This is a genomic window from Marinibactrum halimedae (genome assembly GCF_021234875.1).
GTDB lineage: Bacteria > Pseudomonadota > Gammaproteobacteria > Pseudomonadales > Cellvibrionaceae > Marinibactrum > Marinibactrum halimedae.
The window spans coordinates 36207-51913 of record NZ_JAJQVM010000030.1; the positions used below are offsets into that span (position 1 = coordinate 36207).

10 protein-coding genes are annotated in these 15707 nt (G+C 42.3%); 8 read left to right on the top strand and 2 right to left on the bottom strand.

Going from position 1 to position 15707, the window contains the following annotated elements; all coding sequences use genetic code 11:
• Window positions 1-14: 14 nt before the first annotated feature.
• Complete coding sequence (locus tag LU351_RS16090; protein ID WP_232595114.1) at window positions 15-2402, bottom strand: TonB-dependent siderophore receptor; 2388 nt, start codon at window positions 2400-2402, stop codon at window positions 15-17.
• A gap of 459 nt (window positions 2403-2861) precedes the next feature.
• Here LU351_RS16090 and LU351_RS16095 point away from each other — a divergent pair, with 459 nt between their 5' ends.
• The 8 genes from LU351_RS16095 (at window position 2862) to LU351_RS16130 (ending at window position 14976) form a co-directional block, all read left to right on the top strand.
• Complete coding sequence (locus tag LU351_RS16095) at window positions 2862-3479, top strand: YjfI family protein (protein ID WP_232595115.1); 618 nt, start codon at window positions 2862-2864, stop codon at window positions 3477-3479.
• 111 nt (window positions 3480-3590) lie between these two features.
• A complete protein-coding gene (locus LU351_RS16100) occupies window positions 3591-3977 on the top strand; it encodes a hypothetical protein (protein ID WP_232595116.1) in 387 nt (128 codons plus the stop codon).
• 70 nt (window positions 3978-4047) lie between these two features.
• On the top strand, window positions 4048-4713 hold the full coding sequence (locus tag LU351_RS16105; RefSeq protein ID WP_232595117.1) for a DUF1449 domain-containing protein: 666 nt from the start codon (window positions 4048-4050) through the stop codon (window positions 4711-4713).
• A 46-nt stretch (window positions 4714-4759) separates the two neighbouring features.
• Window positions 4760-6757 (top strand): flotillin family protein, encoded by a 1998-nt coding sequence (locus LU351_RS16110; RefSeq protein WP_232595118.1) that lies wholly within the window; start codon window positions 4760-4762, stop codon window positions 6755-6757.
• A gap of 155 nt (window positions 6758-6912) precedes the next feature.
• Window positions 6913-12414, top strand: a complete 5502-nt coding sequence (locus LU351_RS16115; protein WP_232595119.1) for a DNA repair ATPase — start codon at window positions 6913-6915, stop codon at window positions 12412-12414.
• Window positions 12415-12459: 45 nt separating this feature from the next.
• Window positions 12460-12696, top strand: a complete 237-nt coding sequence (locus tag LU351_RS16120; RefSeq protein ID WP_232595120.1) for a hypothetical protein — start codon at window positions 12460-12462, stop codon at window positions 12694-12696.
• 301 nt (window positions 12697-12997) lie between these two features.
• A complete protein-coding gene (locus LU351_RS16125; protein WP_232595121.1) occupies window positions 12998-14278 on the top strand; it encodes a metallophosphoesterase in 1281 nt (426 codons plus the stop codon).
• A 188-nt stretch (window positions 14279-14466) separates the two neighbouring features.
• Complete coding sequence (locus LU351_RS16130; protein WP_232595122.1) at window positions 14467-14976, top strand: nuclear transport factor 2 family protein; 510 nt, start codon at window positions 14467-14469, stop codon at window positions 14974-14976.
• Here LU351_RS16130 and LU351_RS16135 read toward each other — a convergent pair.
• Complete coding sequence (locus tag LU351_RS16135; protein ID WP_232595123.1) at window positions 14973-15518, bottom strand: DUF1993 family protein; 546 nt, start codon at window positions 15516-15518, stop codon at window positions 14973-14975. The genes LU351_RS16130 and LU351_RS16135 overlap by 4 nt on opposite strands.
• Window positions 15519-15707 lie beyond the last annotated feature (189 nt).

Genomic DNA, 15707 nt, shown 5'->3' on the forward strand with positions numbered 1-15707 from the left:
CTAAGAGAGAGTGTTTAGAATTTATATGCCATGCTGGCTTGGAAATGACGAGGCAATTCCGGTAATACAATTTGGCTACCAAACAGGTTAGGGAAGTTTGCACGATAATAGCGTTCATCGGTTAGGTTTTTTCCGGTTAGGCTGAACGACCAATCTTCGTACTCGTAAAATAAACCTGCATTCACTAATGTATAAGCCGGTAATTCAACTGCTTGCGAGTAGCCAGAATAAACGGAATCGGCACGGACCACGCTGGTATTTACCGCAAGGCCATTGTTAAAGTCATAAGTTCCGGTGAAAGAGTAAACGTTTTCTGGGATGCCGGCTTTACGAGCGTCGCTTTCACTTGATGCAGGTGGAAAACCACTAATATTACCGCCATACATTAATGTTGGGTCGATATCTAAATCTTCGGCACCATAAAAGCTGAAGCGGCCATCATTTTCAACCGTATTTAAATTAACCACTTCAACATTAGTATAACCAGCGGTTAATACTAAGCTTTCGTTCACAACCCAGCGTAATTCTGCTTCAAGTCCTTCTGTTCGGTCAGCTGAGTTTGTTACGATAGATTGTGCACTGAAGTCAGTACGTTCTTGTTCGTATACCGAGACGGCAAAATATAAACTGTCGTCAAGGAAGCTACCTTTTACACCGACTTCTTTCAATGTGGAAACATCCATGGCTGTGCCATCTTCAATATTTCCAACCGTTAACTCAGCCCCTTGCCCGGCAACCGTCGTCGCTTGCTCAGAAAAAGTGACATAAGGAATTAAACCAATAGAAGTGTCGTAGCTTAAGCTCACTGTCCATGAAACACCTTCATCAGTGTCAGAAGCGCTGTCAGATTCATCTTCGTCTAATGGGAATAACAGTTTATCAACAGGAATGCTGCTTTCCATATCAATAGTGTCATAACGCAACCCAATTAAGGTTGATAAACCAGAGTCAAATGTAAAGTCGGCTAAAAAAGCCATTCCTAAGTTGAGATAATTACCTTCTGAATAAGTGGTGTAGTCATCGTCAATTTGAGTTGCCAGTAATCGACGGTCTAATGCAGACGACTCCATGGTTAAATCACGACGGTTAAAAAACTCATTAATAAAGTCATCACCATGCTCGAATTCTGTATAGCGAATAGAGGGTGATGCTTGTAAAGAGGCTGTCATGCCGTCAGCATCAATGGATTTGGAGAAGACTAACTTATTTTCGATCACAGAAGAGTCATGAAACTGAGAAAACCCATAGGCATTTTCATTTAGGTTATCGTAAGTTTCATAAAATAACTGGTTTTTAATTTCCAAGTCACTTTCAGTGGTATAAATGGTGTCGAAATAAAGGGTGATGACTTCATTCGTGAGAAGGTCGTCTTCTGAAACTAAGACTTGATTGCCATCCAGTTGAGTCGTGCCCACATTCTGTAAAGCCATGTTAGGTGTGACGGTAGACTCGCTTACACCGCCCGGGCGAAATGAAAATTGATCGACATCAGCGGCACCATATTCCTGATGAGATATAAATCCGTCACCGTTGGTATCCAGTGGTATGGCTGTGCCTGTTATATAAGTCCCATTATCCACAAGCTCTTGGGTTAAGCGGTTCCAGCCCGCCACTTGGTTACCATCAAAATCATGATACATCCCGCCAAATTGAAAACGCAGGTTATCGTTTGCGTCCACATCAAAAGAGGCTTGTAAAATGGTTTGTTCGGTATTGGTATTGTCGTAATAACTGCCAGAATCTTCGACTTCCCCATAAAGGTAATACCCAACGTTATCGGCTAATGGCCCACCAACTTCTGCGGTAGCGATATTTTTATCCCAACTGCCTGTGGTGTAAGAAAACTCCCCTTCGTGGTTTTCTAAATATTGGCCACCATCCGCGCGGGCAGATTTCGGGTTGAAGTTTAAGTAGCCGCCAATTTTTGATGGGCCGTAAATAGGTGACGCGGGGCCCCGCACAATATCAATACGATCTGAGGCACCAATAGGCGTTGGATAGTTGCCTGGATTGTCTAATCGGCGTACCCCACGAAAATAGGTTTCACCCGGTGTGCCACGTACATCCAGTGAGCCGGCAACACCAAAGAAAGATTGAGTAAAGGTCCCTGGTGCAAAGGCCACCAGCTCATCAATATCACCTACATTAAATCGTTCTAATTGTTCAGAACTGATTGTAGAAGCAGAACGTGGTGTTTCTAAAATAGATTTTCCGAAACCAAAAATTTCGACATCCTCACCAGGAAGACTGCCCAGAGAGCCTTGGACAACCACCTCTTCAATTTTTGCTTCTTGTGATAAGGCGTGAGTGGAAATGGTTAACGCTGTAATTGCTCCCAGTGTTGCAAAGCACAGCGGTTTTTTCAGAAATAGTGGGGATGCTTTCCACTCGATAGTTTTCATAGACGCCTCGGCATTTTCAACATTTGTACAGGTTTGTCAGTGGTACAGGTTGTAAAAACTGTAATGGGTAATGACAGGTCATCAGTCGTGAGGATTAGTGCTATTTACGTTGTCCTCAAAAACGAATGAGACGACTTTGCTGAGCATGAACGATGCCAACTTACTTGTCGGAGTGGTCAGGAAAGTAAAAAGGTTAATTTTTGTAAAAACTCCTCTTTTTGAAAACGTTTACTGCATGGCTGGTCATCTTGAAAAAAACTTATGGTGCACTTGAATAAAAAGGTGGTTCTTATTGGTGCGTTATTTCTGTATTTGTAACGGGTTTTGATTTGTTGTTGAGGTGAATAATAGGAGAGGTGAGTGGTCGAGGGATGAGTGGTCGAGAGGTGAATAGTCGGTAGATAAATTCTGTTACATGTAATATTTGTCATTTCACATGTAATAGTCTAGATTATCCCCATGAATAGAAAATCATCAGCTCATTATCAGCGTGAGTATCGTCGACGTCTGCGTGAGCAGGGTCTAGTCAAAAAAGAAGTGTGGATACTGCCTGAAAACGCACAGCAGCTAAGTGTTGAAGAAAAGCGCTTACGAGAGCCTATGGCAGCCTCCTTAGAGTTGAGCAATTCGGCTGGTATGGCAGCGGCTTGCCATCGCCCTTCTTGGACAACCGAGCGCCTTTTTCAAGCGCTTCAACAAAGCGAGCTCGCAAGCAGAGTGGCGTTAGAGCACCTTGAGGGAAACATCTCCGTCCTGTTGATTGTGATGAATGAGTTTGGTGGGTTGCCGTTGTTTCTCAGTATTGTGGGTGAGCAAATGTTGGTGGAAGGTTTTTTATGGTCTGCGAATGATGTGAAAGACGTGGCTGCCTTTAATACGGCCATTTTAAAAACCCACAAGTATTTCCCTTTATCTACTATTAGTCTTGACCCGGTGGATGGCCAAGGTGACTGCTACCATATGTTCGGTGCCTTGAGTGCTACCTCGTTGCTTGAGAATGTCATTTTAGAAATTGAAGTACTGGCGGCAAATATTATTCAGGCAACGGAAGCCTACAGTGAGTTTTTAACCACTTGATGGCAAGGTATTTCGATAACCCGTTATGACGATATTAATGTTTTCGATAGCAGCGTTTTAGATAACAGCGTTTTTAGATATCAATGTCTTGATAAAAAGGTAGAAGTGTCTGTGAATATTTGGGCTCAGATGGTGAAGTCGTTACGTGAAGACGTATCGAGTTCATCTGAAGATAAGCTACAACAGATTTTGGAACACTTAGGGAGCGCTATTCGTGAAACCCAAGATAAGCTTATCAACCTTCAACAAATGTTGTTAGATTTGAGTACATCCAAAGGTGCATCGCACGACGAGGCCGAATACAAGCACAATTTGGAAGAAACCTTACACAAAACACAGTTACAGCTAAAACGCTTAAAACAACAAATGGATACCGTCAAAGCGGCCGATGCAGTACAGCGCGCTCAAGCAGCGATGGCAGAACGACGCAGCCAGCAAGCCAGTATGATCAGCGGGTTACCGACAGCGGTAGAAGTTCTAAAACGTTTTCAAGATTGATTTTTATTCATTTCAATCCGTCAGAGTGACGTTATTAGGCAATCAATTTTCAACACCATGGAGGTATCTTATGTTCGTCTTTCTTTTTTCTGAGAGTATGGCGCCGTTCTTTCACATTATTGCCTCTTTCCCGACGTTAATTTTTACCAGCTTGCTTGTCTTTGTTGTGCTGTATTGGCTAATTGCCATGTTGGGTTTGGTGGATATTGATGTACTGGACCTGCCTGAAGCCGATATGGATGCGGGAGTGGATGGTAATTCCGTAATGGCAGGCTTATTACTTAAATTTGGTTTAGAAGGGGTGCCGGTTACGCTCATTATTTCTATCATTACCATCTTGGGCTGGTTTATTTCTTTTTTATTAACCTATTTTGCTATGCCATTAATGGGCAATACCATGATGGCATTATTGATTGGAAGTGGAATTTTTATCGCCGCTTTTTATGGCAGCGTCATGGCAACGGCTTATGCGATTCGTCCATTACGCCCTTTATTTAAAAACGCCACGGCGGATGTACAAAAAGACATTATTGGCCAAGTGGCTATTGTGCGTACCTCTCGGGTGGACGAAGAGTTTGGTGAGGCTGATTTTAATGACGGTGGTGCAGGCTTGATTTTAAAAATTCGGGCAGCAGCGGAAGACAAGTTAACCAGGGGGGATAAAGTCATTTTAATGGAGTATGTAAAAGAAAATGGATTCTTCCGGGTAATATCAGAAAAAGAATTTACACAATAAAACATATTTGTTTCATCATTTTACTTAATAAGTAGGGAGAGCAACAATGCCAGATCCAGTATTGTTAACCGGAATTGGTCTTACCATAGGCGCGGTAATATTTGTCATTATTGTATTTGCTTTAATCTTTAAAGCCTTTTATATCAAGGTGGAGCAGGGCACGGCACTCATTGTGAATGACATGAGCCCAACACCGAAAGTCAGTTTTACCGGTAAGCTGGTTTACCCGGTGATCTATAAAAAAGAATTAATGAAAATTTCACTCATTACCTTAGAAATAGATCGGCGCGGCAATGATGGGTTGATTTGTGCTGATAATATGAGAGCCGATATTACCGTTGCTTTCTATCTTCGCGTGAATGAAACCGCAGAAGATGTACTTAAAGTCGCCAAATCATTAGGTGCGGATCGTGCCTCAGACAAGCAAGCGGTGAATGAACTCTTTAATGCGAAATTTTCTGAAGCGTTAAAAACGGTGGGTAAGCAAATTGAGTTTGTGAAATTGTTTGAAGATCGGCTTCAATTCCGTGAAAAAATTGTGGAAGTGATTGGTAACGATCTTAATGGGTATGTATTGGAAGATGTGGCCATTGATTACCTTGAGCAAACTCCGCGATCGGCCCTAGACCCGAATAACATTTTGGATTCAGAGGGGATTAAAAAAATCACCGAATTAACCGCAGCTCAAAATGTAATTACTAATACGCTAGAGCGCGATGAAGAACTGGCGATTAAGAAAAAGAATGTAGAAACCAAAGAGGCGATGTTGTCATTAGAGCGTCAGCAGGCGGATGCGGAAGCCCGTCAAGAACGTGAAGTGGCTACCATTCGTGCTCGTGAAGAAGCAGAAACGTTAAAAATTCAGGAAGAAGAGCGCCGTAAATCAGAAACCACCCGCATTGAAGTAGAGCGCGATTTGGCGGTGCAGCAAGAGAATCAAAAGCGCGAAGTAGAAGTGGCGGAACAAAATCGCCAGCGTGCTGTGGTCATTGAAGTGGAAAAGGTCACGCGTGCACGGGATTTGGAAGTGGTTGCTCGTGAGCGTGAAGTAGAAATTCAAAAAATTGAAGCGGAAAAAGCCGTTGAAGTGGAGCGCAAAGAAATTGCCAACGTGGTACGCGAGCGTGTCATGGTGGATAAAACCGTTGCGGTAGAAGAAGAACGCATTAAAGAAGTGCGTGAAGTGTCGGAAGCCGATCGTGCAAAACAAACACGTGTACTGGCTGCAGAGGCGGAAGCCGAAGAAGAAAAAGTGAAGCAAGTCAAAGCGGCGGAAGCGGAAGAATTAGCCGCGAAGCATCATGCGATTGAAGTAACGACTCGTGCTCAAGCGGAGTTAGAAGCGTCTGGAAAAGAAGCCGATGCGAAGAAAAAATTGGCCGAAGGCATTCAGGCAGAGCGTGCCGCACCCGGTTTGGCAGATGCCAAAGTGCAAGAAGCGCGAGCGGATGCTTTAGAAAAAGAAGGGATGGCCGAAGCTACCGTTATTCGTGCTAAAGGGGATGCTGAAGCCGATGCTTTATTGGGTACGGGTAAAGCCGAAGCCGAGGTGGTGAGTGCGAAAAGTGATGCCCTCGCGAAGCAAGAGCGTGAAGTGGGATTGGCACAAGCTGAAGTGACTCGTGCTCAGTTTAAAGCAGAGGCAGAAGGGTTGGTGGATAAATTCGATGCGATGAATTCCATGAGTGCCGATGCAAGAGCACACGAAGAATTCCGCATGAGTTTGGAAACTGCGTTGAAAGAAGCCATGGCTTCAATTGATGCCGGTAAAGATATCGCGAAAGAAAATGCGGAAGTCTTGGCGACGGCTTTACAGAGAGCGAAAATTGATATCGTGGGTGGAGAAGATCACTTCTTTAATAACTTCGCGAAGTCGTTATCCATTGGTAAGGCCGTTGATGGTTTAGCGGAAAAAAGCGGGACGATTGGTGCATTAATTCAACGTTTTGCCCCTCAAGCTGCGCCGATGATTGAATCGGTTATGCAATCGGCTCAAGCCAGTTCAGAGCCCTCTGAATCGAAGCCATCAGAAAAGCAGGATTAACGCAATTTGATTCTTTATTGTTAGAGATAGCAATGGACCAGTAGCAAAATTCATGTGATCTATTACAGAATGATACAACCGAATTGAGCTATTGGTCTGTTGTGTGACCTCACTAAGACTTGAATTAATACAGACCGTTTTCACAGGGAACTATCATGGCACCAACTGCCTCATCATCAGAGCAAAGTCATTCAGATGTACGTAATGATAAAGTACGTAACGATGAAGTACGTAACGATAATGTAGATCAAGCCGTTGCAGAAGGGGGGGCTTATGAAGTAATTCGTAAGCGCTTAACGGAACAAGGCGCTGCATTAACCTCGTTAGTGGAATCATTGAATCAAGCTCGTATGGCGGAGTTTGGTGGTTCTGATATGTCGGTACTGGGTCGTGTGCGTGTTAGAACGGAAAATAATTGTATTGCTCGCGATATTGTTCAGGTCGGTGAAACACTATTATTTGGATACAATGTGTATATTGGTTTGAAAAAAGAAACCAAAATAGACGATGTATTTGCCTTATTTTCGTTAACCGAGAAAGACGGTCATTATGATATAGAACCGGTTGCGGCATCGGGCACCTTTTTGTCTGAACCCGGTTTTGTTAATGACTTTGATGAGCTGTATCGCTATTACAAAAATACTCAGTTAATTCAACTGACGGTAAAAGATGGAAAACTACTTGCAGCATTTCAAATTGGTGATCGCTTAGATGACTTGCGAGTGTTTCGATGGGCGATTTCCCCAGACGGCAAAACACTGCAATACATTGATAATCGTGGTGAGCGCGATATTCAGTTACCGCCTGCCCATGATTTTGAGTGGATAGTAACAACGCGGGAAGACAGTGTTCATGGAAAGCATCCACACATTAATATTCTTGACACCGTTTTTGTGGAAACCATTAACGGCGATCTCACCATTAAAATTGAAAACAATACCGAAGATGGACTCGGCATTTATCGTGAACCGGTTGAAGACAAAACCCAGTCTTTGGATGATGCACAAATTGAATATGCCCGTTTAGGTGGTTTAATTCTAATTAAGATTCGTCCCTATCGAGAAGAAACTTGGCGGTATTTTATTTTCAATACGATGACAGAAACGGTCCATCGCATTGATGCTATTGGCCAGTCTTGTGTGCAATTACCCGAAGATCACGGTGTGGTTTTCCCCGGTGGTTATTATCTTCAAGATGGCGAAACCAAATCCTTTGCTGAAGATGTACCAGGGTTGCGATTTAAGCGTGTTATTAAGTCCCCTAATGGGGAAGATGTCCTCTTTGTTTTTTATGAACCCGTTGCCGGTGTGGTGGCCTTATTTGCATACAATTTAATTGCAAAAAGCTTGCAAAATCCGATTTATGGTCATGGTTATGCCTTAGCGGAAAATGGTCAAATTGTGATTTTCTCTGCCGAAGAAGAGCCTACCCGTGTCCACCCTATGCAAATATGGCAGACGCCTTATGAAAGCGCAGAATACGCCAGTCAAGCACCGGCCAGTCAAACTTTCTATGGGCGAATTGGTAATGCCGAATTAGTTCGTGGTATTTCAGATATTTTTTCTGTTATTCGGTTTGTTAATAATCAACAAGCCTCGTCAAAGTTATACGAAGAGTTAACCCAATCGGCCCGCAAACTCAGTGATGATTATTATTGGCTAGCAGAAGACGAAATGTCTGGTATTCAACAAGCCATTAATGAAGTGATTGAAACATCCGAGTTGGTAATTGATGAATTCGAAAAAGTAAAAAGTATTCGTCATCATTCTGCTAAAGCCATGGCTGATGCAGAGCAACAGCAAACACAATTAGAGCAGTCTATTCAGCCAGAAAATTGGCATTCGGCTGAAGAGTATGTGCAGGCGCTGGGAAACATTCGTCGACAGCGAGGCCATCTGATTACCTTAAAAGAGTTACGATACATTGATGTCGATCGTATTGGAGAATTGGATGAATCCCTTCAGGCATTAGATCAAGAACTCAGTGAATCTACAGTTGAATTTCTGTCCTCAGAAACCGCATTGGACCCTTATCAGGATAAAATTAAGCAGCTAAATAGCGATATTGAGGCAGCCACTACGGTCTCTTTGCTGGAGCCAGTCACCGAAGTCATTGAAGCAACCACACAGGGGCTTGATTTACTGTCTGAATTGATGGGAACACTAAAGGTAAAAGATGCCACTGTTCGTACTGCCATTATTGATGCGGTTTCTCAGGTATATGCACAGTTAAATCAATGCAAGGCATCCGCGAAACATAAGCAGAAAAGTTTAGGTTCAGAAGAGGCTATTGCACAGTTTAGTGCGCAATTTAAATTGTTTTCGCAAAGCATTGCCAATGCGCTCAGCCAAGCGACGACACCGGATAAATGCGACGAACAACTCTCTCGTTTATTGGTGCAACTGGAAGAACTGGAAAGTCAATTCAGTGAATTTGATCAATTTCTTTCCGATATTATGGATAAGCGGGAAGAAGTGTATGAATCTTTTGAAAGTCATAAACAGCAGTTAGTGGACGAGCAACAACGCAGAGCACAATCGTTATCAGATGCGGCAGACCGAATTCTAAAAAGCATTGATAAACGTGTTTTAAAATTCACCGAAGCTGACCAGCTCAATACGTTTTTTGCCTCCGACCCGCTCACGATGAAAGTGAGAGAGCTTACTGAACAATTGCGCGAGCTTGATAGTGCTGTTAAAGCGGATGATATCGAGGCGCGCTACAAAGCCATTAAAGAACAAGGTTTACGAAGCCTGAGAGACAAAACCGACATATTTGAAGACGGTGGAAAAATCATTAAATTGGGGCCGCGTCATAAATTCTCGGTGAATACTCAGGAGTTAGATTTAACGCTATTGCCACGAGATGGAAAACTTAATATTCATCTTACCGGGACAGACTTCTTTGAACCCATCGAAAATGATGAATTAATCGCTCAAAAGGCGTATTGGGACATGTCGATAGTGTCCGAAACACCGGATGTGTATCGTGCGGAATTTCTGGCGTATTCCATCTTGGAGGCGGCGGAAAGGGGTGAGAGTGATCTTTCCATCAAAGTTTTGCATGAAGCGGCCTTGGAAGAAGAGGCGTTGCAAAAATTGGTTCAAACCTATGCCAATCCACGTTATAAAGAAGGTTATCAAAAAGGCATTCATGATTTTGATGCCACCCAACTATTAAAACAGTTATTACCCACACTAGAGTCTGCAGACTTACTTAAGTTTAACCCAACGGCTCGTGCTTTGGCGCGAATTTTTTGGGCGAATGTGGCTCATCAAGTGAAGCCTCGGGCACGAGTGCACCATTCAGAAGGCGAGTTGGCCACAGAACAGGCAGCATTATCGTTTGATACTTGGCCGGAAAGGGCGCGATCGGCCTCTCATATGCAGCAGCATTTTTCCAGTGTGAATGCTCGACAATTACTGTCTCAAGAAGTGGCAACAGCAATTACCGCATTTGTTGAGCAACATGGCATGCCGTTTGTGGCCTTGGATATCGAGCAGGCGGCGGATTATTTAGTGGCGGAGCTATCCACAGAAAAATTGGAATTTATTCAATCCGCAAAAGCGCAAACGCTCAGTGATGAGTTACGCCACTCTATGGATGACAATACTTGGCGTCAATTTCAAGCCGCTTTAGAAAAAATGAAAGGTTGGCCAGGTGAGCGTTGGAAGCTTACTCATGCCTGGTTTGTTGCTTTGGTGGAAAGTAAGCAGCTCACTCAATTAGAGCGATACATTCCCGAAGCAACGGCGCTTATTAATGCGGAGTCTCGTTTAAGTTATCGAACCACTCAAGTGGATACCGAACTGGTTGTGAATGGATTAATGGGTGAGCATGTTCGTATCCAAAATCGAACGCTTCAGTTTTCTCTAGATGAATTTTTGCAGCGGTTAAGCCATCATCAATCCGTAGTGATACCCACTTATCATCGTTATCTAGAACTTCGACAAGAGGTGATTCACTCAGAGCGCGAGAATCTTCGTTTAGAAGAATTTAAACCGCGCCCACTCAGCTCGTTTGTTCGTAACCGCTTAATTAATGAATCCTACTTGCCTATCATTGGTGACAACTTGGCCAAGCAAATGGGAACGGTGGGTGAAGATAAGCGTACAGACTTAATGGGTTTGTTGATGATGATATCGCCACCGGGTTACGGTAAAACCACATTAATGGAGTATGTGGCCAGTCGTCTCGGATTAATTTTTATGAAAATTAATTGCCCTTCCATCGGTCATGATGTTATTTCGCTCGACCCAGAGCAAGCCAATAACGCGACGGCCAGGCAAGAGCTGATTAAACTAAACTTGGCGTTAGAAATGGGCAATAACGTCATGTTGTACTTGGATGATATTCAGCATACTAATCCTGAATTTTTACAAAAATTCATTTCGTTGTGTGACGGTACTCGACGAGTAGATGGTATTTGGAAAGGAAAATCAAAAACCTATGATATGCGTGGGCGAAAATTCTGTGTTGTCATGGCGGGTAACCCTTACACAGAAACCGGTGAAGCGTTTAAAATACCCGATATGTTAGCCAACCGTGCTGATATTTATAATTTGGGGGATATTCTCGGGGGGATGGAAGAACAATTTGCATTGAGTTACATCGAGAATGCGTTAACGTCAAACCCAGTACTTGCGCCACTTGCGTTACGAGATATGAATGATGTCTATCGCTTGGTGGAAATGGCACAAGGCAAAAACGTGCCAACAACAGATTTAAAGCATCAATACAGTGGTGCTGAAATTAAAGAAATTATTGATGTCCTGAAAAAGCTTTTCCGTATCCGTGATGTTGTTTTAAAAATTAATCAACAATACATTGCGTCAGCCGCTATGAATGATAAATATCGAACCGAGCCATCATTCAAATTGCAGGGCAGTTATCGCAACATGAATAAAATGACAGAGAAGGTAACGGCTGTCATGAATGAAGACGAACTGTTACAAATGATTGCGGATCATTATTTAGGGGAATCCCAATTGCTTACCACTGGGGCAGAAGATAACTTGCTCAAGTTGGCTGAATTACGCGGTAACATTACCGATGATCAGCAAGCTCGTTGGAATGCGATTAAAGCAGATTTCTTAAGAAATAAGGCCATGGGAGGCGATGGTGCAGATGGCGCCACTCGTGTAACGGCACAATTGAATGATATTGTCGGTGCGGTATCAAACATTACCGAAGCATTACAGGCCCAAGCGGAGTTAAGCAAAAATCAGCACACGGATCGCTTGAAGTTAGAGCTGAAGCTCCAGGAGCGTCAAGAGAAATTACAAGCGCGACAAGAGCAATCAGATCAAGAACGCATTCAACAACGCACTCAACAACAAGAAGCGAAATTGACATCACAGGAAACAGATGCTAATCACACCACCACACAGGTTTTAACCGCATTAACAAAAATTGCACATTCTTTGGAAAAATCCAAGCCCGAAATCAATGTGGTAAATCAGCCCGTGCCCGGCTTAGATAAAATTTTAACCGTATTAGCCGATACCATCGAGAACAGTATTTTCCCGCTGGTACGCTCTATGGATAAAAAACTTGAAATTGATTTGGGTACTCATGATCGTATGAAAGATATTTCACAACAATTGCGTCAGCTCAAGGTGTTAGGGGCTGATGTGACCACCAAAAACACACAGTGATCTTGCACGAAAAACGATTAACTCTCCGATAAGAGGAAACAAGAAATGGAAAGTAGAGACTATTTAGAAATTACTTTTAGATCCATTAATTGCTTCGCCGATGATGGCAAGTTGGACGTTAAAGAATTGGATTCGTTGGTATGTATTGCACTACGAGATGGTGTGGTCGATGAAAATGAAAAGAGGGTACTGCGTAATATCATTGAACGTTTATCGCCACAAGAATTAACGATAGAAATGCAAGCGAAAATTACCGAATTGAAAGAGCAATTTGATATCTAAACCCCATTGTTTCTATCCATATATTCACAATCGATTGGTCATGCTGATTAATTGATTGTGAACTCTTGATCGTCATTTTCTCTTAACTCATGCTTCATAAAAGTATGACCCTCTCTCGTTATTCTTGACTTGCTTTTTGAAACTACTGTCCGTTCGTCGATTATTAAAAATCGATTCAGCGAATGGCGATATAAAAATGGTGAGTTAACAAAATCAACTGCGGAGGCGCTTAATTGCGAAGCCTGTTATGAGGATACCATCTTGTCATTTGTCGTCTAAATATTTATTTTTAGGAGTATTGTTGATTTTATCTGGTTGTAATATTGATGTGATCGTAGAGGGAAAAGGTACGGTTATTTCTGATCCTGATTACATTCAGTGCAGAAGTGATTCTGGAGTATGTCGTGTAGAAGATTATCAAGACCTTGATTTGGATATCGAAGACTCTATTGTCACATTCCGAGCGATTGCCGATGAGGGTTATGTACTCGATCGTTGGTCGGGTGACTGCGATCAAACGATTGCTAATAAGTGTCGCGTCGTTTTAGGGGATGACGTGGAAGTAAATGCATATTTTCGTCCAATTCCTTTTGCAGAGGGTGATGGAAATACTAACAAATCAGTGCGTTTTATTGCATTGGGGGATACAGGTGAAGGCAATCGAAAACAATATCAGGTTGGCACTGCCATCAAAGCATGGTGTGATGCCAATGGTTGTGATTTTGCATTGGGGTTAGGTGATAACTTTTACGATGGTACGCCTACTCATATTTACGATGAACAGTTTGATACGAAGTTTGAGTTGCCTTACCAAGCCCTTAATTTTCCTTTTTACGTGGTGCTAGGCAATCACGATACTGGCCGTTTTGATGATGGTGATGGCGGTAATCAGGCACTGGGCAATGTACAGGTTCAGTATCATTATCGTTCTGATCGTCTTACTGAAAAATGGCAGATGCCTAGCCGTTATTATACGGTATTGCCTCAAGGCGATAGTGAAAGCCCATTGGTTCAATTATTCGCGTTAGATTCTGCGCCATTTGTTGGAATTATTGATCCAAATAATGAATACAATCCAGAGCGTTATGCGAGTGGTCAAGGTGCATGGTTTCGCAGTGTCGTAGATAATAGTCAAGCGGATTGGAAAATTGCTTTTACGCATCACCCTTATGTGTCTAATGGTCGTCATGGGAATGCAAGAAATTATGATCGAACCATTCCAGGTGGGGCATTGTTAGACAAAGTCAGCGGAAAGATTTTTAAAGACTTTATGGATGATTATGTGTGTAATCGGGTGGATATACTGTTTTCTGGCCATGACCATAATTTGCAGGCCCTAAAGCCTGTGGCAGAATGTGGTTTAACAGAATTTGTGGTTTCTGGTGCGGGTGCTAAAGCGAATGGATTAGAACGCCCGAATGACAATGCGGTTTATTTTCAACATGAACGCATAGAAGGGTTTATGTATGTAATTATCAGAGGTAATACACTGACTTTGCAATCCATCGGGGTGGATATTGATACCGCGTTGCCAAGGGTGTTGGCCACCACAACGATAAAGCGCAAAATATTGCCTAATTAAAGCACGGCCTAATCATTCTGTTTTTCACAAAAAATCACCGGAATAGCTTAGGCTATTCCGGTTGATGCATTTTTTTGACGAAAATAACCTTAATCAATGAAATTTATCGGGTATTCCCCTGTCTATGGCCAGTGTGAAAATTCTTTTTCTTATATTTAGATGACAGATTATATTAGATGAGAGGTGATATGTTTCGTTCGTTAATACTGTCTGTTTTTGTAATGTTATCCATTTCGATGACGTCTATTTCTGTATTTGCGGTAGAGGTCGGCCTCGATGCTTCGAGTCAGCTCATGCTTGAAAAGCAGCGTATTGCACGGGCAGCGTTAGATTATATTGAATCACAGCACTCGAGCAATTCATTGCAAATGCAGCGATCATTGGATGAAAAGCTTGCCAAGCGTACTTATTGGCAGGATAAAGAAGATAACGAATTTGTGATGGAGACCGACCGTAATATCATGTTAGAGATTGCTAAATCTTATAATGCAAACGGTGACAAGTTTCCAAAAATACCGAAGAAGCAGGTGACGGTATTGGACGTAGAAGGGCGTGTGGCCTCAGTGAAGTTAGAGGCCGATGACTGGATTGATTATATGCATTTGTATAAAAATGCTGATGGGGATTGGAAAATTATCAATGTGTTGTGGCAGTTTAAGGATCAATCCAAGCATAGTGATAAAAAACAAACGAATTAAACTGTTTGTTTTTCTGCCGGAGCAATAAAACTAAAACCCGATGGGTATTCATGAAGCCCGTCGAAATCCCCTTTTCCAAGTTCCACGCCATTCGCTCTAGCGATTGCGTAGACCATGCTAATATGGAAGTAAAAATTTGGCAGAATGTAGAGGTGAATAAATTCGGGTTCCGGTAATTTTATTTCTCGATTACCAGCATTTTCTGAGTGAAACTTGTGCTGATTTAAACATTCAATATCCGGCAGTTCGGTTAAATGTTGGGCAGCATCATTTATATGATAGAGTACATCAGTTTTAGAGAAACCAGGTACGCTCTCATGTGGGATAGAACGATTGACCACTGGGCAATATCCGCGCAGAGCAAAATTAGCGGCCACCTTGCCATGCACACCAAGAGGTAGCATTTTCTCATCCAGCGATTTAGAGAATAAACCCTCTGGTGTTTTCTTTAAAATCCCTTTTAATTGATCTAGGTATTTTAATAGATTTTTTTTTAGATTCATATTTTCTCCTCTTAACAATTTTTTCTTTTTATAAGGCATAGAACCAATGAATTCCTGTGTAAATGCAGCTTAAACACAGTATCGATTTTTTTGTAGTTGAGCCACCTCTTAAAGTTGGAGTATTCTAAGGATTATTGAAAATAAGAATGCATAATGAGTGATTTATTTTGTTTAGAATACCAAAGCAGAGAAATAAAAAGGAATGTACTAACCATAAAGTCAAATGGA

Bases quoted from the DNA above. Each gene is read 5' to 3' on its own strand.
- LU351_RS16090 (WP_232595114.1), bottom strand. From the start codon at position 2,402: ATGAAAACTATCGAGTGGAAAGCATCCCCACTATTTCTGAAAAAACCG.
- LU351_RS16095 (WP_232595115.1), top strand. From the start codon at position 2,862: ATGAATAGAAAATCATCAGCTCATTATCAGCGTGAGTATCGTCGACGT.
- LU351_RS16105 (WP_232595117.1), top strand. From the start codon at position 4,048: ATGTTCGTCTTTCTTTTTTCTGAGAGTATGGCGCCGTTCTTTCACATT.
- LU351_RS16110 (WP_232595118.1), top strand. From the start codon at position 4,760: ATGCCAGATCCAGTATTGTTAACCGGAATTGGTCTTACCATAGGCGCG.
- LU351_RS16115 (WP_232595119.1), top strand. From the start codon at position 6,913: ATGGCACCAACTGCCTCATCATCAGAGCAAAGTCATTCAGATGTACGT.
- LU351_RS16120 (WP_232595120.1), top strand. From the start codon at position 12,460: ATGGAAAGTAGAGACTATTTAGAAATTACTTTTAGATCCATTAATTGC.
- LU351_RS16130 (WP_232595122.1), top strand. From the start codon at position 14,467: ATGTTTCGTTCGTTAATACTGTCTGTTTTTGTAATGTTATCCATTTCG.
- LU351_RS16135 (WP_232595123.1), bottom strand. From the start codon at position 15,518: ATGCCTTATAAAAAGAAAAAATTGTTAAGAGGAGAAAATATGAATCTA.